This window comes from Raoultibacter timonensis (assembly GCF_900240215.1).
GTDB classification, from domain to species: domain Bacteria; phylum Actinomycetota; class Coriobacteriia; order Coriobacteriales; family Eggerthellaceae; genus Raoultibacter; species Raoultibacter timonensis.
The window spans coordinates 334,550-359,523 of sequence record NZ_LT964681.1; the positions used below are offsets into that span (position 1 = coordinate 334,550).

The 24,974-nt window shown below is 59.4% G+C and carries 17 protein-coding genes and 1 pseudogene; 5 read left to right on the forward strand and 13 right to left on the reverse strand.

The genetic code is table 11. The annotated features are described in order from the left end of the window. Together metG and C1722_RS13610 are read right to left on the reverse strand one after the other, a co-directional pair. Window positions 1-1,581: a methionine--tRNA ligase gene (gene metG, locus C1722_RS13605; RefSeq protein WP_102379916.1), complete on the reverse strand. Its 1,581-nt coding sequence runs from the start codon at window positions 1,579-1,581 to the stop codon at window positions 1-3. Window positions 1,582-1,678: 97 nt separating this feature from the next. After that, complete coding sequence (locus C1722_RS13610; protein WP_102379917.1) at window positions 1,679-2,845, reverse strand: nitrate/nitrite transporter; 1,167 nt, start codon at window positions 2,843-2,845, stop codon at window positions 1,679-1,681. A 251-nt stretch (window positions 2,846-3,096) separates the two neighbouring features. Here C1722_RS13610 and C1722_RS13615 point away from each other — a divergent pair, with 251 nt between their 5' ends. Then, window positions 3,097-4,227, forward strand: a complete 1,131-nt coding sequence (locus tag C1722_RS13615) for a coiled-coil domain-containing protein (protein ID WP_180995263.1) — start codon at window positions 3,097-3,099, stop codon at window positions 4,225-4,227. Window positions 4,228-4,265: 38 nt separating this feature from the next. Here C1722_RS13615 and C1722_RS17905 read toward each other — a convergent pair. From C1722_RS17905 to C1722_RS17625, 6 genes and pseudogenes are all read right to left on the reverse strand, one after another. Continuing rightward, window positions 4,266-4,412, reverse strand: a pseudogene (locus C1722_RS17905) (DapH/DapD/GlmU-related protein); the annotation flags it as partial. Window positions 4,413-4,882: 470 nt separating this feature from the next. After that, window positions 4,883-6,454, reverse strand: coding sequence for a DHA2 family efflux MFS transporter permease subunit (locus C1722_RS13625; protein WP_219724319.1), 1,572 nt, complete (start codon window positions 6,452-6,454; stop codon window positions 4,883-4,885). 678 nt (window positions 6,455-7,132) lie between these two features. After that, window positions 7,133-7,861: a M48 family metallopeptidase gene (locus C1722_RS13630; protein ID WP_244386752.1), complete on the reverse strand. Its 729-nt coding sequence runs from the start codon at window positions 7,859-7,861 to the stop codon at window positions 7,133-7,135. Beyond that, entirely contained in the window at window positions 7,851-9,188 is a 1,338-nt protein-coding gene (locus tag C1722_RS13635; RefSeq protein ID WP_102379920.1) for an MATE family efflux transporter, read from the reverse strand. The genes C1722_RS13630 and C1722_RS13635 overlap by 11 nt, the downstream gene beginning before the upstream one ends. 9 nt (window positions 9,189-9,197) lie before the next feature. Continuing rightward, window positions 9,198-10,052, reverse strand: a complete 855-nt coding sequence (gene rsmI, locus C1722_RS13640) for a 16S rRNA (cytidine(1402)-2'-O)-methyltransferase (protein WP_102379921.1) — start codon at window positions 10,050-10,052, stop codon at window positions 9,198-9,200. 8 nt (window positions 10,053-10,060) lie between these two features. Then, window positions 10,061-10,192 (reverse strand): hypothetical protein, encoded by a 132-nt coding sequence (locus C1722_RS17625; protein WP_279611931.1) that lies wholly within the window; start codon window positions 10,190-10,192, stop codon window positions 10,061-10,063. A gap of 158 nt (window positions 10,193-10,350) precedes the next feature. Here C1722_RS17625 and C1722_RS13645 point away from each other — a divergent pair, with 158 nt between their 5' ends. Next, window positions 10,351-11,157, forward strand: a complete 807-nt coding sequence (locus tag C1722_RS13645) for an alpha/beta hydrolase (protein ID WP_102379922.1) — start codon at window positions 10,351-10,353, stop codon at window positions 11,155-11,157. A 132-nt stretch (window positions 11,158-11,289) separates the two neighbouring features. On the opposite strand, the gene C1722_RS13650 is transcribed toward C1722_RS13645, so the two are convergent. Next, window positions 11,290-12,729 carry a helix-turn-helix transcriptional regulator gene (locus C1722_RS13650; protein WP_102379923.1) on the reverse strand — a complete coding sequence of 480 codons (1,440 nt, stop codon included), beginning with the start codon at window positions 12,727-12,729 and terminating at the stop codon, window positions 11,290-11,292. 231 nt (window positions 12,730-12,960) lie between these two features. On the opposite strand from C1722_RS13650, the gene C1722_RS13655 reads away from it, so the two are divergent. From C1722_RS13655 to C1722_RS13660, 3 genes are all read left to right on the forward strand, one after another. Beyond that, the gene (locus C1722_RS13655) at window positions 12,961-14,676 is read left to right on the forward strand and encodes an FAD-dependent oxidoreductase (protein ID WP_102379924.1); all 1,716 of its coding nucleotides are present in this window, start codon (window positions 12,961-12,963) and stop codon (window positions 14,674-14,676) included. A 289-nt stretch (window positions 14,677-14,965) separates the two neighbouring features. Then, on the forward strand, window positions 14,966-15,088 hold the full coding sequence (locus tag C1722_RS17630; RefSeq protein WP_279611932.1) for a hypothetical protein: 123 nt from the start codon (window positions 14,966-14,968) through the stop codon (window positions 15,086-15,088). Window positions 15,089-15,110: 22 nt separating this feature from the next. After that, window positions 15,111-15,389, forward strand: a complete 279-nt coding sequence (locus C1722_RS13660; protein ID WP_102379925.1) for a hypothetical protein — start codon at window positions 15,111-15,113, stop codon at window positions 15,387-15,389. A 2-nt stretch (window positions 15,390-15,391) separates the two neighbouring features. Here the strand turns inward: C1722_RS13660 and C1722_RS13665 are convergent, their stop codons facing one another. The 4 genes from C1722_RS13665 to C1722_RS13680 all read right to left on the reverse strand — a co-directional run bounded on the left by C1722_RS13665 (window position 15,392) and on the right by C1722_RS13680 (window position 24,537). Further along, a complete protein-coding gene (locus tag C1722_RS13665) occupies window positions 15,392-17,665 on the reverse strand; it encodes an EAL domain-containing protein (protein ID WP_102379926.1) in 2,274 nt (757 codons plus the stop codon). After that, window positions 17,662-19,002 (reverse strand): ABC transporter substrate-binding protein, encoded by a 1,341-nt coding sequence (locus tag C1722_RS13670; RefSeq protein WP_244902582.1) that lies wholly within the window; start codon window positions 19,000-19,002, stop codon window positions 17,662-17,664. Before C1722_RS13670 ends, C1722_RS13665 begins: the two co-directional genes overlap by 4 nt. 164 nt (window positions 19,003-19,166) lie before the next feature. After that, window positions 19,167-23,825, reverse strand: a complete 4,659-nt coding sequence (locus tag C1722_RS13675; protein ID WP_102379928.1) for a 2-hydroxyacyl-CoA dehydratase — start codon at window positions 23,823-23,825, stop codon at window positions 19,167-19,169. Window positions 23,826-23,856: 31 nt separating this feature from the next. Then, window positions 23,857-24,537, reverse strand: coding sequence for a TetR/AcrR family transcriptional regulator (locus tag C1722_RS13680; protein WP_102380397.1), 681 nt, complete (start codon window positions 24,535-24,537; stop codon window positions 23,857-23,859). Window positions 24,538-24,974: the final 437 nt, after the last annotated feature.

Genomic DNA, 24,974 nt, shown 5'->3' on the forward strand with positions numbered 1-24,974 from the left:
CTATTCCACCCCGAAATCAATGGCTTCGACATCGAGGCGCGGGAACAGCGGATCGCCCGTTTCCACAGCGTTTCCAGCGGGCAGCTGACCCCACGCAGTCGCGGCTTCGATATCGTCAACCGTCGTGATATCGCCCAACGCGAGACGCTTGAACACCTCGGCCGAGGTGTTCGGCATGAACGGCGCCATGTACAGAGCGATGATGCGGATGGCCTCGAGCGCGTTGTAGATGACGGCCGCAAGCTCGTCTGCGGTTTCCTCGGATTTCGCGAGGTTCCACGGAGCGGACTCCTCCACGTACAGGTTCACGCGACCCGCAAGCTTCTGCACGGCGGCGGCGGCACCCGAGAAGTCCACGAGCCCCATGCAGCGGTCGTATTCGGCGTACAGCTCATCGGCTATCTCGCGCAGCGGGTTCTCGGCAGCCGAGGCGGGCGCCTCGGGCACCTTTGAATCGAAGTACTTCTTAGTCATGTTGAACACACGCGAGCAGAGATTGCCCCACGTGTTCGCAAGGTCGGCATTGTACACCTGTACCATGCGCTCAACCGAGATCGACCCGTCATGGCCGAACTGCACATCGCTCATGAAGTAGTAGCGGTACGCATCCACGCCGAACACCTTGACGAGATCTTCGGGCAGAAGCACGTTGCCCTTGGACTTCGACATCTTCTCGCCCTTGGTCAAGAGGAAGCCGTGCCCGAACACCGTATGGGTGATGGGCAGCCCCGCCGCCATGAGCATGGCAGGCCAGATCACGCAATGGAAGCGGATGATGTCCTTGCCGACGAAGTGATACTGCATAGGCCAGCGCTCGTCGAACTCGCCCTCGCGCTCCGGATCGGCGTACCCGATGCCCGTGATGTAGGCCAGAAGCGCATCGGCCCATACGTAGGCCACATGCCCCTCGTCGAACGGCAGCGGCACACCCCAATCGAACGTGGAGCGCGAGATGGAAAGGTCTTTGAGGCCGCTCTTCACGAAGGAGACGATCTCGTTCTTGCGTGTCTCGGGGCGGATGAAGTCGGGGTTCTCGTCATAGAACGCAAGCAGCTTGTCCTCGAAATCGGAAAGCTTGAAGAACCAGTTCTCCTCGCCCGAAGCCTGCTGCACGGGACGCTTGCAATCGGGGCACACGAACACGCCGTCCTCGTTCTTCTCGAGATCGCTTTCGGCGTAGTAGGTCTCCTCATGCACGCAGTACCAGCCCTCGTAGGCGCCTTTGTACAGGTAGCCCTTCTCGTAGAGGTCGGTCCAGAACTTCTGCACGGTGCGTGCATGGCGCGGCTCGGTCGTCCGCACGAAATCGGTGTAGGTGATGTCGAGCATGTTCCACGCGTCGCGGAACTTCGGTTCCATGGAATCGCACCAGGCAAGCGGGGTCATCCCGTTTTTCTCGGCCACCTCGGCAACCTTCTGCCCGTGCTCGTCAAGGCCGGTCACGAACGCCACATCGTAGCCGTTCATACGCTGGTAGCGCGCTACGGTGTCGGCGGCGACGGTCGTGTAGGCCGTGCCGAGGTGCGGCGCCGCGTTGACGTAGTAGATGGGGGTGGTAAACGAATAGGTTCCTTTTGACATGGTGCTTCCTCTCGTGCGGCTCTCGCGACCGATGACATCGCGCGCCTTTTGTTTGTATGCGTGCCCGCTATTCTAGCACGGCATACGCCAAGCGCCGTCACTCGGCGGCAACACCGCGGCGTTTCCTCGACTCGGAGCGCTTGAGCCATACGACGGAGGCCAGACACGCCAGAATGAAGCAGGCGAACGCAACGAATCCCAGGGTGTAGGATCCCGTTGCGGAAAGGAACGCCGACAAGACGAGCGGGGGGAAGAAGCCGCCCAGCCCGCCCATCATCGACACGATGCCGTTGACGGGGCCGGCCTGTTCGACGAAATAGGTCGGAACGAGCTTGAACACGACGCCGTTGCCGATGCCGCATGCGATGCTGATCACGTAGACACCCACCATGAACAGCTCGAATCCGGGCAGCATCGCCAATACGAGAGCACCTGCGATCATGCCCGCGAACACGCCGATCAGAAGCCCCCAGCAGTCGAGGCGATCGGAAAGCCATCCGCCCAGCACGCGTACGCATGCCGCAGTGACGATGAACACCGAAGTCAAAATACCGGCGGTTACGCCATCGATCCCGAAATCGGATACAAGGAAATTGGGAAGGAATACCGTGAACGCCACAAAGGCCCCAAAGGTAACGAAGTAGAACAGCGAGAAGAACCAGAGCTTCTCGTTTTTCCAGACCGCCTTGATCTGACGGGCAATGGGCGTCTTCACCCGCGGTTCGCCGCGATCGCCCAAGAAGAAGTTAAGGGCGACCATCGCCAGCAAAAGCCCGAGGTAGAACTTGACCGCCAACTGCCAACCGAAGTGCACGGCCAGCACCGGTGCGGCATAGGTGGTGATCGCCGTCCCCATGTTGCCGAAACCGTACACGCCGTTGACGAACCCGTGCTTCTCTTTGGGATAGTACTTGGGCAGCGAGGTAACGCCGACCGAGAAGATCGCACCCCCGAAGCCGAGGAATACGCCGCCGATGAGCAGATCGACGTACGTCGAAGCCTCGCTGATGAAGTACACGGGAAAAAGCAGCGCGACGAAGCTCGCAAGGAACACCGTGCGAGCGCCGAGCAGGTTCGCGTAGTAGCCGAACGGGATACGGAGTACCGAGCCGAGAATGACCGGTACGGCGGTTACGAGAGCGACCATGTCGTCGGGAATGAATATGTCGTGCTTGATGTAAGGCAAGAGCGATGACAGGATGACCCAAACCATAAAACCGGCAATCAGATCGAACGTCTGAAGCGGCAGCTGTGCCCTTTTCATCTCGCCTCTCTCCCCCGCACCGAAACGGTGCCGTCTGCACGGTGCGCTCCCCGCGCAACCGAACTTGTGGAGCATCTCCTCGTCAGAGATGATACCACGCCCGTTTCAAGTGCGACTTTCCCTATGGCATGTATAGGGTTTATCCCTTACGAATGGGCGGGGGCCAAAGAGCACGCAGCCGCTCGCTCTTGTGTGGCTTTCATGACATGCGATGCCGCGAGAATCGGCCTCGGGTATACTTCGAGATTCGTATGGCTACTCTACTTAACAAACGCGCCACGCCAACGTTACACACCCGCAAGGCTTTCGCCTGCTTCGCTGCGTGCGTCCTCACGCTTGCGCTCGCAAGCACCGCCTCGCTCCCGCTTTCAGCCGCTGCCGATACGCCCTACATCGACGCCGAACCCGATGCGCTGCAGTTGAAGATCGAACAAACGGCTACCGATTACAACGAAGCCGTCGCCAACCTCGAATCGGTCGAGCAGCAGATCGAAGAAACCCACGCCCGGATCGACGAGCTGACCGCATCGCTTCCGGATCAGCAGGAAAAAAGCGGTGATGCCCTGAAGGCGCTCTACAATCTGCAGCAAGAGGGCTACTCGCTTGTCGACATGCTGCTCAACGTAGGAACGCTCGAGGATTTCCTCACCACTTACGAGTACATCGACCGCATTTACACGAAGAACGTGAACGAGATCAACCAGCTCACGAAGATGCAGGAAGAGCTTGAAGCGACCGAGAAATCCCTCGAAGAAAAGCGGCAGCTCGCTGAAACCGAGAAAATCCGCGCCGAAGACGCGTTGAAGAGCGCGCAGGAAGCACGCGAGGAAGCTCAGAAGAAAGCAGCCGAAGCGGCTGCCGCCGAGCAGAAAGCGGCCGAAGAGGCCGCGAAGGCCGCCGAAGCCGAGCAGGAAAAAGCCGACGAAGCCGCGGAAAGCGAACCCGAGCAGCAGCCCGAATCATCCGGTTCCGAAGACCAAGGGTCCGAGCCCCCGAGCAGCAACGTCGATTGGTCGACCGACAAGCAGGCTTTCGTGAACGAATGGACACCCCGCATCGACGCCTATCTTGCAGGATCCCCCCTCGCGGGACAGGGTAAAACCTTCGCCGAAGCGGCATGGAACTACGGTGTCGATCCCCGCTGGTCGCCCGCGATCTCGTTCACCGAGAGCTCCAAGGGCGCCAATTGCTTCGCCTCGCACAACGCCTGGGGCTGGGGCAGCGTAAGCTGGTCGAGCTGGGAAGAAGCCATCGACGCCCACGTGCGCGGTCTTGCACGCGGCTACGGCTACACGATCTCGGTCGAATCGGCCAAGAAGTACTGCCCGCCCAACTGGGAGCACTGGTACAACACCACACTCGCCCAGATGGAGATGATCTAGCGCCACAATCCCACGCGGTCCGCTTCGGTGATTTCGCGAATAGGCCGACAGGGATTGCCGTATGCGAGCGTGTTCGGCGCAATATCCTTAGTCACGACGCTTCCCGATCCGATCACCGCCCCGTCGCCGATCGTCACACCGGGGTTAATCGTCACGCTTGAGGCGATCCACACGTCATCGCCCACCGTAATTGGTTCGTGACGCTCGTATTGATGCGCTATTCCATCGTCGTCGATGATCGTCCTGCGCTCCTCGGCAAGCAAGGGGTGAAGCGGCGTCGCGAAGGTAACATTCGGCCCCACCCATACATCGCGCCCTAGCACAATGGGAGCGTCATCGAGAAACACCGCGTTGAAGTTGACGAAGGTTCGATCGCCGATGAAAATGTTGTAGCCGAAACCGAACTGCAACCCGAGCGAAACCGTGACCCCCTTGCCGATAAACCCGAACAGGGGTCTGAGCAGATCTACCCGCTGCTCAGTCGTAAGACCAGGTTCGCCGTTAAAGCGCAACGCCAACTCGCGGGCTCGCTCGATATCCCGGTCAAACGAGGTGGCGGCTATATCCACCCAGCATGCGGACGCTGCGTTGTCCGCACTTGGCAGTTCGTCGGTTGTCATGACGCTCGCTTCCTTCTTAAACTCGTGCCGCATTCTTAAACTCGCGCTGCAACAGTCTTGCGCTTCCGAGGAATGAACGCAAGCCCTATCACCAATCCAGCGAACACGATCGCCGCCTGAACCTCGAAGCTCACGCCGAACCCGAACAGATCGATCCCCGTAGCCGTCTCGGCATTGCCCGTCATGACAGCGACGAGTATGGAGCTTCCGATCGCGCCGAATATCTGCCTGAACGACGTCATGATAGCCGTGCCCTGCGCAAGATCGTCCGAAGGCAGAGCGGCGCACCCGTAGGCAGTCATCGGCATCATAAGGCACGCAACGCCTACGATGCGGATGCCGTACGTCACCGTTACGACCCAAGCGGGGGCAGCGGCTCCGAACTTCACGAACACGAGCGTACCGACGATAAGGAGCGTGCATCCAGCGGCGATCAGCGGGCGGGCTCCGTACTTGTCGAGCAACCTTCCGGTAACCGGGTTAAGGAAACCGAGCAGCATTGCGCCCGGCAAGATGGTAAGGCCCGATTCCATTGCAGTTTTCCCTTGAATGTCCTGCACAAACAAAGGCACCATGATGGCACCGACCATGAGCGCTATCTGCGTGACCACCACAAGCACCGTTGCAATGCCGAACTGCCTGTTCATGAGACATCGCAACTTGAGCAGCGGGTTCTCGATCTTGAACTGCCGACGTGCAAACACAATGAGGGCGACCGTTCCGACGACCGAAGGAACATACGCTCGAATATCTCCCAGGCCGAGCGACTCGACTGCCGTCACACCGATCATGAAGCAAACAAACCCGACCGTATAGAGAACGGCTGAAAGCGTATCGAACCGCTCTCGCTCGTGCTCGGCCGCATCGGTAAGCACGAACGCCGATGCCACCGTGATAACGGCAACGATGGAGCCCAAGATGATGAAGATGGATTTCCATCCCCAAAAATCAATCATGAAACCCGATACGGTGGGGCCGATAGCGGGCGCAAAGCCGATGATGAGGCCTACAAGCCCCATGGCGCGCCCGTACTGCTCCTTCGGATAAACCGACAAGGCAACAACCTGCACGAGCGGAAGAGCCACGCCCGCTCCCCCGGCCTGGAGAAGCCGCGCACCGAGAAGCAACCAATAGTTCGGTGCGAACAGGGCCGCCGCACAACCCACGATAAAACACGTCATGGCAGCCATGAACAAGTACTTGGTATTGAACTTGCTGATGAGCGCGGCGGTCATGGCCGATATCAAGCCGAGCGTGAAAATATAGGACGTGGTAAGCAATTGGCCGAGCGTCGCGTCAACTCCGAACTGATCCATGATGGTAGGCAGCGCCGCGATAAGCATGCTCTGCGATAGCGATGCGATAAACGTGCCCGTTATCATGACGGCAAGCACGACCATGCGCTTGCGCTTCGGTATGCCCGCTTCGATGGGGACGTCGGAGTCGGAACCCGAACCGGGGTTGGAGCCGGAGTTGCAGCCGGGGTCGGAATCGGAGCCGAGGTTGCGGGCGCCATCGCAGGCCGCACCGTCAACGACGGCATCAACTGATCCGGTATTGTGCTCGCGCTCGCCGAAAGGCTGGGGTATTTCGCTTTTTCGTTTCATTCCCCCATTATGAGTACGAGCTTCCATAGCCAACCGTTCGGTAAACCGCCTGTCATGAAACTGGCGCTTTGAGCGCAACGAAACGGCAATTGCCGTCATCCGCGTACCAGGCTGAGCGCAACAAGCAGCGGTGGTTGACCGGGCAGGCAGGGAAAGCCGACCGGCATACGCAAACGAAGAGGTCTTTGCGAAAGGCCTCCATGCTGGTTGGGGTTTACGATGTTTTCTAAAAAAGACCTCGACGATGGCAGAGATTTACGATCGTGATCCCGAAAAGCGGGTATATGAGCATATTTATCGCCGATAATTTTGTGCAGCCACACGAGAGAAGCAGGTCAAAAACGTTGCTTCTTACCTTCGGCGGATCAGAAACGTAAATCTCTGCCAACTTCTGACGATTTCCGCAAACTCTGCTATTGCCTTACCGCACCCGCGTGCAATGCTCGACGGCAACCCTGAGCGTGAGGCTCGGATCAAGTCGTAACTACGGTGATTCGGCAGGAGCAGGTGCTTCCAGGGCATCGCCGGCTGCACACGGTGCAGCGACCACCGAACCGGTTCCTGCGCCCGCCGGCTGAGCTGTCGGCACGCGCTTCGGGCGAGCCGCTGCGCAATCCGCGACGGTTTGCAAGACGGCAGCAACCGCAGCCCTATGCCGAGCCTCGCACTGCCGCCGCTCTACGAGCGCAGCTTCGCTCTCCGCTTTCGCCAATCGGGTAGAAACGTATCCATCAACGCCTTGAACCGCGGGCCGTGGCCCCGTTCGAGCAGATGGCAAAGCTCGTGTACCACCACGTACTCGAGGCACTCGGGCGGATACTTGGCAAGCTGGATGTTGAGGCAGATACGCCCCGTCTTGGGGTTGCAGCTGCCCCATCTGCTCGTCATGTTCCGATAGACGATCTTCCCCGCACGCACTCCCATCACCGGCTCCCACAAGGCTATGAGGCTCGGTGCTGCCGCTTCGACCGCCGCGCGCCATGCGGTGATCTCCTCGGGCGATGCGTTCTCGACCAGGCTCTGCGGCGATTCGGCCACCGCACGCTTCCTGGCTTCGATCCATCCGCGCTTCTCCCGCACGAACGCCGCGATCTGATGCTCTCCCACCCATGGCGGGGCCGATACCGCCACGGTACCGTCAGGCTTCACGCGGAGATTCACGTTCTTGATGCGCTTTATCGTAAGCGAGACCGCAATGCCATCGACTTCAAGCTCGCGAATCTCGATCTTGGCTCCCGCACCCTTGCACCCCGCGTGCGACCTCTTTCGCGAGTTCGACTTCGCAAGAGATCCCAGAGCTTCGCGTGATCCCTTCTGAGAGTCCGACCCCGCAGAGATTCCCGAATCTTCGCTCGAGGGCTTCGGCGAAGAGTCCGGCTGCCTCGAATCCTTCCGCTTACCCCACACGCTTGGCCTCCATCGCCTTCGAAAGCCGCACGAGAAAGAACACCGTCAGGCAGGCCGTTGCCGCCTCCGCGGCGGGGAACGTGGTCCACACGCCTGTCATGCCGAACAGTGCCGCGAACGCGAAGACGAACGCGACGATGGCAACAAGGCCGCGGCCGATCGAGATGGCGAGGCCGCGGCCCGGCTGCTCGACCGCGCTGAAAAACGCCGCGGCCACGATGTTCACGCCCGCGAACAGGTATCCCACGAAGTAGATGCGCAACCCATCGGCGGCGAGCATCGTGAGGTGCGGGTCGTTGTCGCGGTTGAATGCGTTTGCGAGCGGCTCGGCGAACAGCCATACCACCGCGATCAGGATGATCGAGATCGCAAGCGCCGTCACGACCGTATAGCGCAGCACCTTTTTGAGGTTCGCCGTGTTGCCCTGGGCGTAATTGTGCGACGCGAGGGGCTGAATGCCCTGGGCGGTGCCCACGAACAGCGCCGTCGCAACGAACGCGATGTTCGCCACCACACCGTACGCGGCAACGCCGATATTGCCCTCGAACGAGAGGATGATGAGGTTGAAGATGAGCAGCACGACGCCGCCGCTTATCTCCACGATGAACGACGAGATGCCGAGCGCCGCAAAGCTGCCCATCAGGCGCAGGTCGGGACGCGTTTTCACCGGCCTGAACGTATTGCGCCCTTTGATGAAGTGAATCGAAAGCACCGCCATGCTGAGAATCGGGGCGATGCCCGTGGCGAACGCCGCACCGAACATGCCCCATCCGAACACCATGATGAACAGATAGTCGAGCAGGATGTTCGCCAAACTTCCCAGGATCATACCGCCCATCGCAAGCCGGGGGCTTCCGTCGTTGCGCACGAACGGCAAAAGCACGTTGTTCACGAGGAAGAACGGCGCAAAGCTGAAGATGACCCGCAGGTACGTATCGGTGAGCCCCACCGTGTCGGCATCGGCGCCGAGTACGTAGGACAGGGGCGTTGCGAACAGGTTGACGGCAACCAGGTACACCGCCGAAGCGAACAGCGCGAGCATCACCGCGTTCGTAAACGTGCGGTTCGCGGCGTCGGTGTTGCCCTGCGATTTGTACACCTGGAACTTCGTCGCGCCGCCGATGCCGAGCATCAAGCCCGTGGCCTGCATGATCGTCCAAATGACGATGGCAAAGTTAAGCGCGGCGAGACCGTTGGCGCCCACGCCGTTTGCAATGAAGAAGGTGTCGGCGAGAATGTAGGCCGACATGGCTATCATGCCGAGCACGTTCGGTGCAACGTAGCGTGCGAACTGCCTGCCTATCGGGCCTTCCAGAGAAGCGTCCATCGAACGCGCCTAGCCGATCGCAATCGCATAGGCTTCGTTGCGCGCAATACCGAACTCCGCCTGTATGGCTGCGGCGATATCCTTCTTCGAATGCCCGCCCTCAGCCTTGAGCTCGGCTGCACGGCTTCGGGCCGCCTCGAGGGCCTGCTGCGCATCGAGCGCACCCTCTTGTTCGGACGGATTGCCGATGACCATGACGATTTCGCCTTTGATTGCACCCTCACGATCGCGCTCGGCGAACACGGAAGCCACTTTTCCCGCTCGGTCGCGCACCACTTCCTCGTGCAGTTTGGTCAGCTCGCGACACACCGCCACCTCGCGATTCGGATACACCTGCGCGATGGCGGCAAGCGCTGAGGCGAGCCTCTTCGGGCTTTCGTAGAACACGAGCGCCGCATCGAGGGGCTTGAGCTGTTCAAGCGCTTCCGCACGCTCGGACGCCTTGCGGGGGAAGAACCCGCCGAAGTAGAATCGGGGGCAGTCGATACCGCTTGCAACATAAGCGGTCGCAACGGCGGTTGGGCCCGGAAGCACCTCGACGGGCACACCGGCATCCTGTGCAGCGCGAACGAGCCGTAAGCCGGGGTCGGATACCCCGGGCATGCCCGCATCGCTGCAGTACACGACCACATACCCGCTCGCCACCTTCTCGACGATGCGATCGGCTTGGCTTGAAATCGCCTGTTCGTCAAGGCGCTCGAGGCGTTTGGAGATGCCGAAAGCCGCGAGCAGCTTGCCCGTTACGCGCGTGTCCTCCGCGCATACGGTATCGGCTTCGCGCAGCGCATCGAGAGCGCGCGCAGGCATATCACCGAGGTTTCCCAGCGGCGTCGGGCATATGACGAGCTTGCCGGTAGGCGGCATGGTTATCCTTACTTTTTGCGCCTCGAAAGCGCGAAGGCGATCACGAGAACGACGAGTGCTACAACGACAATCCCCCCGATGGCTGCGAACGGCACCACGGTATCGCCAAGGCACGCAGTCGTACATGTTTGCAATTCCATAGCCGCCTCCTTTCATCGGATGAGCATATCGTTGCACAAAATCCCGCCCTTTGCCACTGGAACCCTGCGCATCACCACGCCTTCCATACGATAGAATGAACGATTGAGCACAGGCGACGACCTGTACGAGCGAGCAATCTAGCCTGATAGGAGCATTCATGCATAGGGAATTCACCGAAACGGCCCACGACAACGTCCTTCTCTGCGGAAAAATCGACGCACCCGACGATCCATCGGCCGTCATCGTTATCGTTCACGGACTCTGCGAGCATTACGGACGCTATGATTACCTCGTTGCAAAGCTCAACGCTGCCGGGTACGCCGTCGTGCGGTTCGACCACCGCGGCCACGGACGCTCCATGGGCAAGCTCGTCTACTTCAAAGACCGCGAACAGATCGTGAAGGACACCGATCTGTTTGTCGAGGCGGCAAGGCAGGCTTTCCCCGGTCTGCCGGTGTACATGATCGGGCATTCGATGGGAGGATTCGGCGCTGCAAGCTACGGCACTGCGCATCCCGGCAAACTCGCAGGCTACGTGCTCTCAGGCGCATGGACGCGCGACCACAAGGGCCTTGCGAACGTCGATCCCTCGCTCGACAACGATACGTATCTGCCCAACGAACTCGGAGACGGCGTCTGCTCCGACCCCGCCGTAGTCAAGGCCTACCAGGAAGACAAGTTCGTCGCCAAGAAGATGTCGGTCGGCCTTATGCGCGCCGTGCACGACGGCCACGGATGGCTCAAGGAAAACGCCGCAGCGTTCGCCGACCCGGTCATCCTGCTCCATGGCGGCAACGACGGCCTGGTCGATCCCAAGGACAGCCTCGACATGTTCGAGGAGGTATCGTCGACCGACAAATCGCTGCGCGTCTACGCGGGACTCTGCCACGAGATATTCAACGAATTCGATCGCGACATGGTGATTCGCGATGCGATCGAATGGCTCGACAAGCGGGCGAAGTAAGGTTTCGCTATAAAACGACAGAGGTCAAGGGAAGAGCCCGCTGCCCGCGGAGCCGTAATCCGACAGCGCATTCTGAAGACCGGCCGCATTCCGCAGCCGGTCTTTTAATCGCATGCAGACCGAGAACTCGAGCTATGCCCCCACAAGCTCTTGCAGTTCTCGCTTGCTATGTACGCCGAGCTTTGCATAGAGATGCTTCGAGTGGCCCTTCACCGTGCTTTCGGCAATGAACAACGTTTCGGCAATATACGCCTTCGAGCGTCCTTTGCAGATCATCTGCATGATCTCCAGCTCGCGAGGACTTATACCGTATTGGCTGGCCAGTGCCTCGCAGCGCTCGTCGATAGAGGCGAAATCCTCAGGCGGGGTGCTCGACGCATTGAGGTCGGAAAATATGTAGCGCATATCGGAATCGCGATTGCCCAGACACACCGCCACGACGATCGACATGGCGTACATGAGCACGAACGCAATTTTGAAATCACCGAACTGATCCAACGCCAAAGCGGGCGCCAACACCGCTCCCCCGAACAGGGGCGCCGCATAGGCCAGCCAACCGCATCCGAATACGATCACGGGGTTCAAATCGCTATGCCGTGCTATATCAGCACACGTCAGCCATACGAACAGCGTAATGAAGTTGAACGAAGCCGAAATCAACGCGTCTTCGTAATAGAAATCACCCACCAGCACGTTCATCAGAAGCACCGTACCAAGCGCCAACAGTATAAAGCGCCACAGCTGTACAAAGTCGAACGAACCGTTGCGCCTGAAAACCCAGAAGAGAACGACTGCCGAAAACACCACTTCAATAAAACGGCCTACGAAAAAGATCATCGGCGACGAAGTTTCCGCAGGCCCCTTGAGCAAAGCGAGCAGCACGGCGTTGGTAAGGCTAAACGTCACGACAACAATTGCAACCTTCCAAAGACTCGCATAGTTTTTTACTCCGTAGCGAATGCGAACAGGCTCGTGCGGAGGTCGATGAAGAAGCGATCTTCTGATGCACCACGATGAAACGAGCGGCAACACAGCCATCGCCGCCGCTCCAACCATCGGGGGAAGGAAGAATAAAGCCATCTTCGCAACCGATGCGACGATGCCGCTTCCAAACAAATAGAGCACCGCCCATTTGCTATCAATGTGCGAAAAGAAAACGCCCCATTGAAGGTAGGCGATTGCAATCCCGACGCCTCCGACGACCATAGCAATACCGCCGAACAGCGTATTGGCGGCATCCGCGTTGGCAATCACCACGAAAACCGTTGCCGCCGTCATGCAGCAGCCCGAAACCCACGCGCTCAGGGGCCCGACCGAGATCGCCGCTTTGCCAATGCGCCCGGTGCCCAACCCGAAGCCGACCGCCACCATGAAAACAGCAGACATCACACCGAACAGACCTTGCCACACGAATCCTTCGGGTAGGTTTGAATTGTTGTTGCTCACCCAAAGCCGCCACACGTACAACGCCCACAGGCCGAAATACGACCAATGAAGCCATGGATTGCCCCGGAGCCCCGACGATCCTCCCGAAGCGGTATCCGATTGCGCGGTTCGAACACCCGACAACATGCCAACCTCCTTGCGTTTTTCAACGCTACGAAGTGTAGCGTTTTTCGCCTTGCCCCGTGCGCCCGATACCCCCAAGAATCAAAACACCCCTTTTAGGGGGAGGGCGTTGCCCCCTTATGGAGCTGGTTCGGAAACGATTGCAAAAGCAGGATGAAAGCACCCCCGATCGCGAATCACAGCCAAGCGAGACGGGGTGAAGTTTCGACATCAACACGAAGGAAGGGATCCATCATGGAATTCAATCAGAGTCGCCGCAGTTTTCTCAAAACGACGGGCGCAGCCGTGGCGGGCGTCGCGGGGGTAGCCGCCTTCGGACTTTCCGGATGCGCCGCCAACCAAAACGCAAACGCCGCCGCCGATTCGGCCTCGCTCCCCGAAGGATTCACCCAAGCGGATTTCGACGACTCGAACGTCGTCGTCGAACCCATTACCGAATTCGACGACGAGAAAACCTACGACATCGTCGTTGTCGGGGCCGGCACCTCCGGCATGCCTGCGGTATTGACGGCTCTTGAAGAAGGCGCGACCGTTGCATGCCTGCAGAAGGAATCGACCGCCATTGCCCAAGGGGGCGGCGACGGAGGCATCTGCCTCGAGGCCTCCACCGAAGTCGGCGTGCTTCAATGGCTTCAGGCATGGCGCGAATCGTGCAACTACCGCGTAAACATGGACCTCGCCCGTTTCTTCGCCTACCATTCCGGCGAAACGTCGATGTGGATGGCCAAACAGTCCAAAGCGGCGGGATATCCTCCGGCGGATTCGTGGTCACTGCACTTCGAGTTCGCCGACGGCAATTACGTGACGCAGACCAAAAACGCGTTCGGCGTCAAACCCGAAAACAACGGCACGCTCGTTCGAGCGCTCGCCGACTACGCCGAGACTATCGGAGCGGATATCTACTACAGCACCCCCGGCGTGCAGCTGATCAAGGAAGACGGCCGCATCACCGGCGTGGTGGGAGAGACGAAGGATCATAAGCGCATCAGGTTCAACGCTACAAAGGCCGTGATCCTCGCGACGGGCGACTATCAGAACAACAAATCGATGATCGCGCACTTTGCTCCCGACCTTTCGCGTTTCGCCTGCAAGCAGACCAATAAGACGGGAGACGGCATCCTCATGTCCGCCCTGGCAGGCGGCACCATGAGCCCCGTAGGCCACAGCAAGCAGATGCACGACATGGATGCCGGGCCCTACATGATGATCGATATCCCGTTTCTCGCGGTAAACGAAAACGGCGATCGGTTCATGAACGAACAGGTTCCCATGCACTTCTGGGACGAGACGCTGCGATACCAAGATGCCGAAGACCCCGGCAAGTTCTGCCGCATTTTCGATAACAATTACGTCGAGGCTGCAACCGCATGGGGATTCAAGCCCACCGATCGGGAATCGCTGCTCAAATATGTTCCCGGAGCAGTCGAGGACCCCACAGGCGTCATCACCGATCTCATCGACACCCACCGCTGCGATACGCTCGACGAACTCGCTGAAGAGCTCGGCATCCCCGCGGCCAATCTCAAGGCAAGCGTAGAACGCTACAACGAGCTGTGCGAAACCGGCGAAGACGTTGATTTTGGCAAGGAGAAGCAGTATCTCGCCCCCATCATCGAGCCGCCGTTCTGGGGCATCCACCAATGGATCAGGCTCACGGCCATGTGCTGCGGCATCAAGGTTGATGGAAACTACCAAGTGACCGATGCCGAGAACAACCCGATCCCCGGCCTGTACGCTGTCGGATTCGGGGCGGGCGACATGTGCGGGGACGGCGATTGGTCTCTTTACATGGGCAATATGTCATGCGGCTCGTGCATGACATCGGGACGCTACGCCACCATCCACGCACTCACCGGCGACCTTGTGCCGAGCCATCCCGCAAGCTGGGAAGAGACGAAGAACGCCGAGGGGTATCGCAAAGACGAGTGGCTCGCCGCGCAGGATGCGTAACCCCAAGGCCGATTAGCGCAAGAGACGTACAGCCATCAGACCGCACGGAAGCCGCAGTCCTCTGCGGCTTCCGTCTTTCGACGCCCTTCGGCGAGAAGCCGAGACACCTTACCCGTCAACGCCGCCCTTACGGCTCCGTGTCGCCGAGGCGTTTTTGCCAACGGGCTACTTACAGGCGGTTGTCGCTTCCCTCCCAAACGTACGCCGGCCCGCCTGCAGCCTTCCCCTTTTGCTATGGTCAAAGAAACAGAAAGCCGACACGGCTCGACAACAGACGAAGGGAGGAGCCATGTACGACCCCGCATCGAAAGCATTCGACGTGAAGCTTTTGACCTACAAACAGAGCTTTTTCGAGAGGCTCTTCGCCCGCAGAGCGTGGAAACTCGCCGCACGCAACGACGTGCGCTTCTAAAGCAACCGACGAAAGGAAAGCCATGAAAAACGCACTGATAGCCGTAGCAGCTCTGGGAGCAGCCTTTGTGATCGGCTCGAAAATGATGGGCAGCAGTCCGAAAGAGGTTGCCGGCACCATCGCCGCAAACGCTTCGAGCGCCGTCGAAGAGGCGAAGCAGAAAGCGGGCAAAGCCGCCTCTCGCACGAAGAAAAAGGCCTCGAAAGCAGCTGAAAGCATGAAGGAAACAGCCCACGGAGCCGAAAAAGCCGTCAAAGACGTCGTTTCCAACGTAGCTTCCGACGTAAAAAGCGCCAGCTAACCTCAACCTCGTTTTTCGTCAACGAGGCGGTAGAACTCTTCGAGCGCAAGCGGCTTGGAGAACACGAAGCCCTGGATCATATCGCACGAAGTAGTTTGGATGAACGCCAGCTGCTCGGCGGTTTCGACTCCCTCCATAACGGTTTCCATCTCAAGCCGCTGCGCCATGTCGATCACCGTCCGAACAACCACCTTGCCTTTGTCGGACGCGGCCCTGTCAAACAGAAACTCCCGATCGAGCTTGAGCACGTTGACGGGAAGGTCCTTCAAGGCGTTGAGCGACGACTGGCCCGAACCAAAATCGTCGATCGAGCATCGCAGCCCCGCCTTGCCGAACTCGTCGATCACCTCGATCGCATGATCGAGATCCTCCAGCACCATGTTTTCGGTAAACTCGAGTTCGGTTAATCCGTCGGGTATCGCATAGGCGTTTTTGATTGCAACGTACGTGGGCACGAACTCGCGACTGTGCAAATGCAACCGCGAAACATTCACCGAAACGGGTACTACCGGAAGCCCGGCGTCGATGCGCTGCCTCAGCGAACGGCATACGGCGGTAAACATGAACTCGTCGAGCTTGATGATGAATCCGTTCTGCTCGAATATCGGCACGAACTCGTCTGGTCCAACGACTACCCCACCTGGCCTGCTCCAACGAACAAGCGCTTCCCCGCCAAGAACGCTGGTACCATCGGTGTTGAACTTAGGCTGGACGAGCGGAAAGAACTCGTTGTTCTCGAGCGCCGCATCCATTATGCATTCGATCTCCGCTCTGCGGAGCATCGATTCGCGCATCGAGCTGTTGAACACGCACAGCTCTTTGCTTATTTTTCGTCCTTCGGTTTTAGCGATGCGGGCGCGGTCCGTCAATTCGGTCACCGATGCCTCGGGAGCATCTTCGCTGCAGCATACTCCGGCAGACAAAAGCAACGGCTTACCCGCAGCGGTAATCTCTTTTGCCTGATCAATAGCTTTTTGGCAGCAAGCCACGATGTCGTCGACGGTTTCATACGGGCGCAAGATAATGAAATGGTCGGCTGTAGCGCGGCAGGCGATACCGTCCTCGCCGCTTGCCTCTCGCATGATGTCGGCAACCCCGCACAGCACTTCGTCGCCGTACTGATACCCTTCGACATCGTTGATCAGCTTGAGGTCGACTATGTTGAAGTACACCGCTGCAAGCCCTGGCCCGCCGACGGAACCGGCAGTCGCAGCACCTCCCGAAGACCGCCTCGCGCGATCGCGGAACGCCGAGAGCATCTTGGCTCCCTCGATCCCGAACTTGTCGGAGCTATACAGGCCGGTCAGCGTATCAAAGTAGGCGATTCGCTCAACTTCCTTGCGATGTGCGGCGCTTGACCGCCAGTACACGACCAAGATCAGCAGAAGCCCTGCAACGATGACGGCGCACAGAACGAACGTTGCCTGAAGGATAACCCGGGCCTGTTCCATGATTACGCCGCTTGGAATTATGGATACGATATCCCATCCATCGGTCGTCTCGAGGGGAGAATAGCAGAACACGTAGTCCTGACCCAGATAGGTGAACTGGGCCACGCCGCGCTTCCCCTGTTCGAGCGCGGATCGAAACGACGAGATCACCCCGGCGTCGTTTCCCTCGCTTTCCACGATATCGTAGACGTTGGAAATGGTGCGGTTGCTGTTTCGATGTGTCGAGCGCACAATTATGTCACCGTCGTCGTTTACCACATACGAGAACCCGCTATCGCCGTAAAACGAAAGGGAGAACCGGTCGGAAACCTCCTGCAAGGGGCGCGATTTGCGCACAAGGCCCTCGACCCCGTCGGCGAAGGTGAACTTCTCGTACACGCCGATCATGCTGACGCCCGTCATCTCATCCAAAAACGGCTCGATCACCCCACGCCCGTCTTTGTCCGCAACAGCAAGCCGATCCTCTTCGGAAAGAACCTTTGGGCCATCGGCCTCCAAACGAAACACATCGCCCGTCGAAACGTTGACGCACAGATAGCTCGCGCTTCCGTCGTTCCCGTCGAACAGCGTTATCTTCTCCTCGATGCGACCGGTGTCCGATGAATCCTGCATCTCGAGCTCGCCGGCTAGAAGATCGAGCGTGTCGAGATCCTTTTCAAAGAAGACGTCGAAAGCGCGCTGGCCCTGAGTGGTAACCTCGAGCGTGTCGGTGACCGACTTGTCCCAAAGCGAGCCGTACACGAACGTGGCGAACATTCCCGCGCCGACCACGATGACCGCCGCGATCGCAACCGTGAGGACGGTGATAAGCGTACGTCTTTTCAAACGGATTCGCCCCCTTGTCCGGATGCAGTCGCTATCAGCTCGGCAAGCAGCGCTTCCGCCTCTTCGGCAGTCCTGCCTTCCAAGAGCGCGACTACGCATTCCCGCACAGAGCTCCAGATGGGAAGATGCAAATTGTCATCCGATCCGATCACGGTAACGCCGCTTTCAAAAGCGGCGGCTATCGGCGCCAACGATCCGTCATCCGGGGCCGCGTTGCCGATAAGCGGGCTGAACGAGCATTGGCTGTTCGCGAAAAGCTCGATAGGCCCAGGCCGAGTAAGGTACGTCACGAAATCCTTTGCCTGCTCGACATGCGGGCCGTTCGCGTTCACACTCACCCTCGTGTCCACGTTGACCACGAGCACCGAACGATCGTCGAGCACTGGATAGGGATGCACATCGAATTCGAGGTCGGGAGCCAGATCGTGCATCCGCACCGACGCCCACGCGCCGGTCAGCATGAACGGGTATGCGCCGGTGGCGAATTGACTGAGATCGTCTGCCGTCTTTTCGGTTTCGAGGGCGAGGCCCGCATCCACCCAACCGCCCGAGATCATCCGCTCCACAACCTCGAACCCCTCACGCAGATGCGAAACCAAGCCTACATGATCATCATTGAACGAAACGATGGCGGCAGTCGGGTCCGCCGAATCGTAGACGTCGGCAAGCCCGCGAGCTATGGCAACCGTCTTGAGCGAAATGTCGTTGTTCGCCACAACGGGAAGCACTCCTTCGGCAACAAACTTCTCGCATGCCCGTTCGAATTCAGCGAAGGTGCGAGGCACCGAAACGCCGTATGCCGCAAGCATATCCGTGTTGCAGTACAGCCCGAATGCCGAAATAGATGTCGGTACGTAGTCGATTGCACCCTCGGAACGCATCTGACTGAGAGCCAGTTCGCTGAACGAGGAGATGGTCGCAAGGTCGGAAAGATCCGCAAGGTAGCCCGCCGCCTCGAACTCCAGTACGGTGTCGTGGTCGACCATGAACACGTCGTCGCCCAAACCCGCCGCAAGGCGCTTATCGAGCGCGTCGAAGTAGGGAAGGCTTTTGATCGATTCGTACACGATGGATACGCCGTCGTTTTCATCCATGTAGCCGTGCAGCGCCTCTTCGATGGCGATCACGTTCAAAGGTTCGTACTTGAAGCCGAAAAAGGTAAGCTGAACCGCTGCGGCATCGACATCCGTATCGTCGACGACGACATTCCTGCTCGAAGTGCAACCCGGAGCCAAGAACAGCAGCGCAGAAGCGGCGGCGGCCGCGCAGAAGCCCCTTCTCGTTAACGAATGCGATGAATGCCGAGAAAAAACCGACGTGTCCGTCGATTCCCCCATCCTGCGCTCCATCATCCGCACCTCGCCATACCGACGCAAGCCCTGCGCCTTCCGCTCTCGTTTCGATGCTTCAATTATAATGAAAACGATCACATAATAAGCGGCGATCTTCGCGATGCAAGCATAAAAGGTGCCGCGGCCTTCTTCCGCGGCACCGCATGATCCTACGCCTTTTCGGTGAGGTATTCGACCTCGCCGACGTTCTCGCTTGCAGGTTCCGGCGTTGCCGATTTCACGAACGCATCGCGCGACGCCTTCGCCTCATCCACCTTGTCGGCCAAATTCGCCTTCGCCACCGAGATCATCAGCTTGATGCGGTTGAGCTGGTTGACCTCGGATGCGCCGGGATCGTAGTCGACCGCGACGATGTTGCTCTCGGGGTAGCGGCGGCGCAGCTCCTTGATAACGGCCTTGCCCACCACGTGGTTCGGCAGACACGCGAAGGGCTGCGTGCACACGACGTTCGGTGCGCCTGTGCGGATGAGTTCGACCATCTCGGCCGTGAGCAGCCATCCCTCGCCCATCGAGTTGCACAGGCTCAAGATCTCGCTCGCGTACTCGGCAAGCTCGTAGATGCTCGCCGGAGGCTCGAAACGGTTCGATTTTGCAAGCGCTTTGGTCACGGGAGCACGGAACCTCTCGACCACCTTGAGCGCAATGCGGCTGCCGATGGCACCCTTCGCCGAACGACCGAGGGGGTCTTTCTGGAAGATTCCGCCCGCAATGCCGAACAGGAAGAATTCGATGAGGCCAGGAACGACAGCCTCGCAGCCTTCGCGCTCGATCACATCGATGATCTGGTTGTTTGCCGTAGGATGGAACTTGACGAGGATTTCGCCCACCACGCCGACACGAGGCTTGGCACCTTCGCCTTTGAGCGGCAGCGTATCGAAATCTTCGACGATCTGGCGCACCGTCCGTTTGAACTCGCCGCGCGAGGTGCCGCTCCCAAGCTGCTTCTTGCACGTGTCCATCCAGTAGTCGAACAGACGCGTTGCGCTCCCCCCCTCAACCTCGTAGGGACGCGTGCGGTACAAGCACATCATGAGCAGGTCGCCGTAGCACAGGGCGTATACCGCCTGCAGCAGCATCTTCGGCGTGATCTTGAAGCCGGGATTCTCCTCGTCGAGCTTTTTGAACGACAGCGAGATGACGGGAATGTGCTCGAGGCCGACCGACTTGAGCGCCTTGCGGATGAGCGCGATGTAGTTGGTCGCACGGCAGCCGCCGCCCGTCTGTGTGATGATGATGGCGAGCTTGTCGGTATCGTAGCGGCCGCTCATGACCGCTTCCATGACCTGCCCCGTCGTAAGGATCGACGGATAGCAGATGTCGTTGTTCACGTATTTGAGGCCCGCATCGACCGCACCGTGATCGACCGACGGCAAAAGCTCGAGGTTGTAGCCGAACCGATGGAAGATGTCGATCAGAAGCTCGAAGTGGATGGGTGCCATCTGCGGAGCGAGAATCGTATAGCCCTGGGCCTTCATCTCCTCGGTATACTGAGCGCGAGCGAATTCGGTCGGCGTACCTTCACGCTGCTTGAGCGCTTCCGCAGCCTCGGGATCGGCCTTTTCGGTGAACGTCTCGGGTACGATCGACGCACCGGCAAGCTCTGCGGCGATACGGCCCTCGGTCGCACCGGTCTTCTTGTCGAGCACGGCTTCGGGCGTTGTCGCGAGCGTCTCGAGGACGGCGCTCGCCGCCGGGCACCCGCGGTTCATGCTTTCCCTCTCGGCAGCATCGTCCGCCTGGTCTTTGAGCGCCGCAAGCAGGCTCCGCACGCGGATACGAGCAGCACCGAGGTTCGAAACCTCGTCGATTTTGAGCACGGTGTACACCTTGCCCGCCGCCTCGAGGATCTCCTGCACCTGATCGGTCGTGAGCGCATCGAGCCCGCAGCCGAACGAGTTCAGCTGGATGAGGTCGAGATCCTTGCGCTCGGTGGCAACCTTCGCCGCCGCGTACAGACGCGTATGGTACATCCACTGGTCGACTACGCGGATGGGCCGCTCGAGCGTACCCAGGTGCGCAACCGAATCCTCGGTGAGCACCGCCAGCCCGAAGCTCGTCAAGAGCTCGGGGATAGCATGGTTGATTTCGGGATCGTTGTGGTACGGACGACCAGCGAGGACGATGCCGTGCGTACCGGTCTCCTCCATCCATGCGAGCGTTTCGGTGCCCTTGGCGCGGATGTCGCGCTTGAACGCCTCGTCCTCGGCCCACGCCGCCTCGACGGCAGCATCGATATCGGCCTGAGTCGGTGCGGGAACGCCTTCGCCCATAAGCTCGGGGTGAGCTTCGACGAGCTCGACGAACAGGCGCTTCTTCAGATGCTCCTTCTGATCGTAGGGCAGCCACGGGTTCAAAAACGCCGTTTCGGATTCGCGCAGTTCGTCGATGTTGAGGCGCAACGCCTCAGGATAGCTCGCCACGATCGGGCAGTTGAAGTGGTTGCCCGCACCTTCGTCCTCCTGTCGCTCCCACTTCGAGCAGGGGAACCAGATGAAATCGGGGTGCTTGTCGAGCAGGTTCATGATATGGCCGTGGGAAAGCTTCGCCGGATAGCACACCGATTCCGACGGCATCGACTCGATACCCGCCTCGTAGGTTTTCTTGGTTGAGGGATCGGAAAGCACCACGCGGTAGCCGAGCTCGGTGAAGAACGTGAACCAGAACGGGTAGTTCTCGTACATGTTGAGCGCGCGCGGAATGCCCACCGAGCCGCGTGGAGCGGCTTCGGCGGCAAGCGGCGTGTAGTCGAACAGGCGCTTGCTCTTGTACTCGTAGAGGTTGGGGACGTTTTTGCTCTCGTCGAGCGTGCCAGCGCCCTTTTCGCAGCGGTTGCCCGTGATGAAACGGCGATGCTTGCCGGTGACCTCGTCTTTGCCGAAATCGTTCACCGTGAGCAGACACGAGTTCGAGCAGCCCTTACAGCGAACGGTCTTGTGCGTGGGGCTGAGCGACGCAAGCTGGTCGAGCGTGAGCATCGAGGTCTGCACGGTGCCGCGGCCGCCCATGCGAAGCGCGTCCTCGCCGTATCGGTCGCGTGCGAGCAGCGCTGCGCCGTACGCACCCATGTTGCCCGCGATGTCGGGACGCACCGCATTGACCTCGGAAAGCTGTTCGAACGCACGCAAGACGGCGTCGTTCAAGAACGTTCCGCCCTGCACGATGACCTTGCTTCCCACATCATGGGGATCGCGGATCTTGATGACCTTGAACAGCGCGTTCTTGATGACCGAGATGGCGAGGCCCGCAGCGATATCGCCTACCGTCGCACCTTCCTTCTGCGCCTGCTTCACGCGGCTGTTCATGAACACGGTGCAGCGGCTGCCGAGATCGACGGGGTTTTCGGCCTCGATGGCCGTGCTTGCGAACTCCGCCACATCGAGGTTCAAACCCGTCGCGAAGCTTTCGATGAAGCTGCCGCAGCCCGAAGAGCACGCCTCGTTGAGCATGATGTGGTCGATCACGCCGTCCTTCACGCGCAGGCATTTCATATCCTGACCGCCGATATCGAGGATGAACTCGACGCCGGGCAGCATTTCCTGGGCGCCGCGCAGGTGCGCGACCGTCTCGATCTCGCCCGAGTCCACGCGCAGCGCCTCAAGCAGCAAACCTTCGCCGTATCCCGTCACGGTCGCGTGGCCGATGCGCACGGCAGGCTCCCCCGTCTCGGCATCGACGGGCAGCGCGTTGTACATGTTGGCAAGCGCCGCCTTGGCGCATCCGAGCACATCTCCCTTGTTGCTCGCATAGTGCGTCCACAGAAGGCTGCCGTCTTCTCCGATGAGCGCCGCCTTGAACGTGGTCGAACCCGCATCGATGCCGAGATAGGCCACGCCCTCGTACGCCATGAGATCGCCGCGGCGCACGCGCTCGTTGCTGTGGCGCTCTTTGAACTCGTCGTAATCGTCGGCGCTTGCGAACAAGGGAGCGAGGCGCACCACTTCGGAACCTTGGATATCGCCGAGACCCTTCAGACGATCGACCACCTCGCCGAGTCGCTCGGCTTTGGCCTCGTGGCCCGCTATGGCGCAGCCCGAAGCAACGAACAGGTGGGCGTCGTGGGGAACGATGATATGCTCCTCGTCGAGGCCGAGCGTCTCGTAGAAGCGCTTGCGCAGCTCGGGAAGGTACTGCAAAGGACCGCCGAGAAACGCGACGTTGCCGCGGATCGGACGGCCGCACGCAAGGCCCGAGATGGTCTGCGTCACAACCGATTGGAAGATCGAGGCCGCGATATCCTCTTTGCGGGCGCCCTCGTTCAGAAGCGGCTGCACGTCGGTTTTGGCGAACACGCCACAGCGGCTTGCAATGGGGTAGATCGTCGTATGGTTCTGCGCAAGCTCGTTCAAACCGCCCGCATCGGTATTGAGAAGCGCCGCCATCTGATCGATGAACGCGCCGGTTCCGCCCGCGCATGTTCCGTTCATGCGCTGCTCGATGCCCTGATCGAAGTAGATGATCTTCGCATCTTCGCCGCCGAGCTCGATGGCCACGTCTGTTTTAGGGATGAAGGTCTCTACCGCCGTCTTGCTGGCGATGACCTCCTGCACGAACTCGATGTTGAGCCATTGAGCCAAAAGCAGACCGCCCGAACCGGTGATGGCGATGGTCATCGCCTTGTCGCCGTATTCTTGCGCGGCCTCCTCGAGCACCTCGATGATCGTCGCCCGCACATCGGCGTGATGACGACGGTACAGGGAATAGCGGATGGCGTTCTCGCTATCGAGAATCGCCAGTTTGACGGTGGTCGACCCCACATCGATGCCGATGTGCAGGATTTCGTTTTCCTGTTGGACGGACTCGGTGGTCACGATTTTCTCCTTCGGCTGCTTATCTTCATCGTTACAATTTGATCGATTCGCCCGGCTTGATGAAGAGAAGCCTCATAGCGATGAGGGCCATCTCTTCCGAGCTTTCCCGCATGCCCGTTTCGATCCACTGCATGATCACCCCGAGATAGGCGGAAGCGAAAAATGCAATGTAGTAGTTCACGAACGGCGTTGGGTTGCTGCGATACCGCTCGTGAAGAATGGATTGGATGAGGTTGCCGCACACCCTGTCACGGAGGCGGGGGCCGAAACCAACATCTCCCCCGGGGCCGAGCACGGCATGGAGGAAATCCCCCTCCGCGCGCAGATAGTCGAACAGCTCGACCAGAAAGGGAAGAGGCTTCTTCCTCAGCTGATACGCGAGGATCTCTTTGAGATTCAAGCTGCGCATCTTGTCTTGGAACCGTTCGAGATCGGTCATGACTTCCGCCTCGAACGACGCAAGCAGATCGTCTTTGTCCTGATAGTGGTTGTAGAACGTACCGCGGTTCAGATCGGCGCGAGCGCAGAGGTCGTTCACCGTGATGTTGTCGAACCCGCATTCCTCCATAAGCACGATCAGCGCATCGCGCAACGCCTTTTTAGAGCGGGTGATACGCCGGTCGACCGTACATGCGGTCGGAACCGCAGAGCCTTCGGCTCCGCTCGATTCCCCGAGCGCCGCACAGTCGAGTGCTGCTGCAGCTTCGGCCATGGCACCTTCTTTCCGCGGCATCGCGACTTCCGCCGCGCATCGCTCCTGTTCACCTTTGATAATGAACAATTCGATCATTATTCAACACTTTGTTCAATAGCGTATTGTACGGGAAAAGGGCGGTTTTCTCAACAGGGATACCGTATTCAATAGGAAAGATCACACCATTTCGCAAAGACAGCCGGATCGCTTTCATCGGAAGGTGGTCGCCGCCCAAGATGGCAGAAAAGGCGAGTAATTCGTCGTTGATGCGGCGCTTGCTCGGCAGCCTGCGCAATCGGCGTTCACTTCTTTATCGTTCTCCCCGCTCAGTCCCCTATCCGCATCGTCGGCTGCGAGCATGGGTTTCGACGGCGACGAATTGCTCGCCTTTTCTGCCATCATTTGGGTCTTTTGAACGGATGCTTCACAGCTCCGCAGAAATCCGTTTATAATGA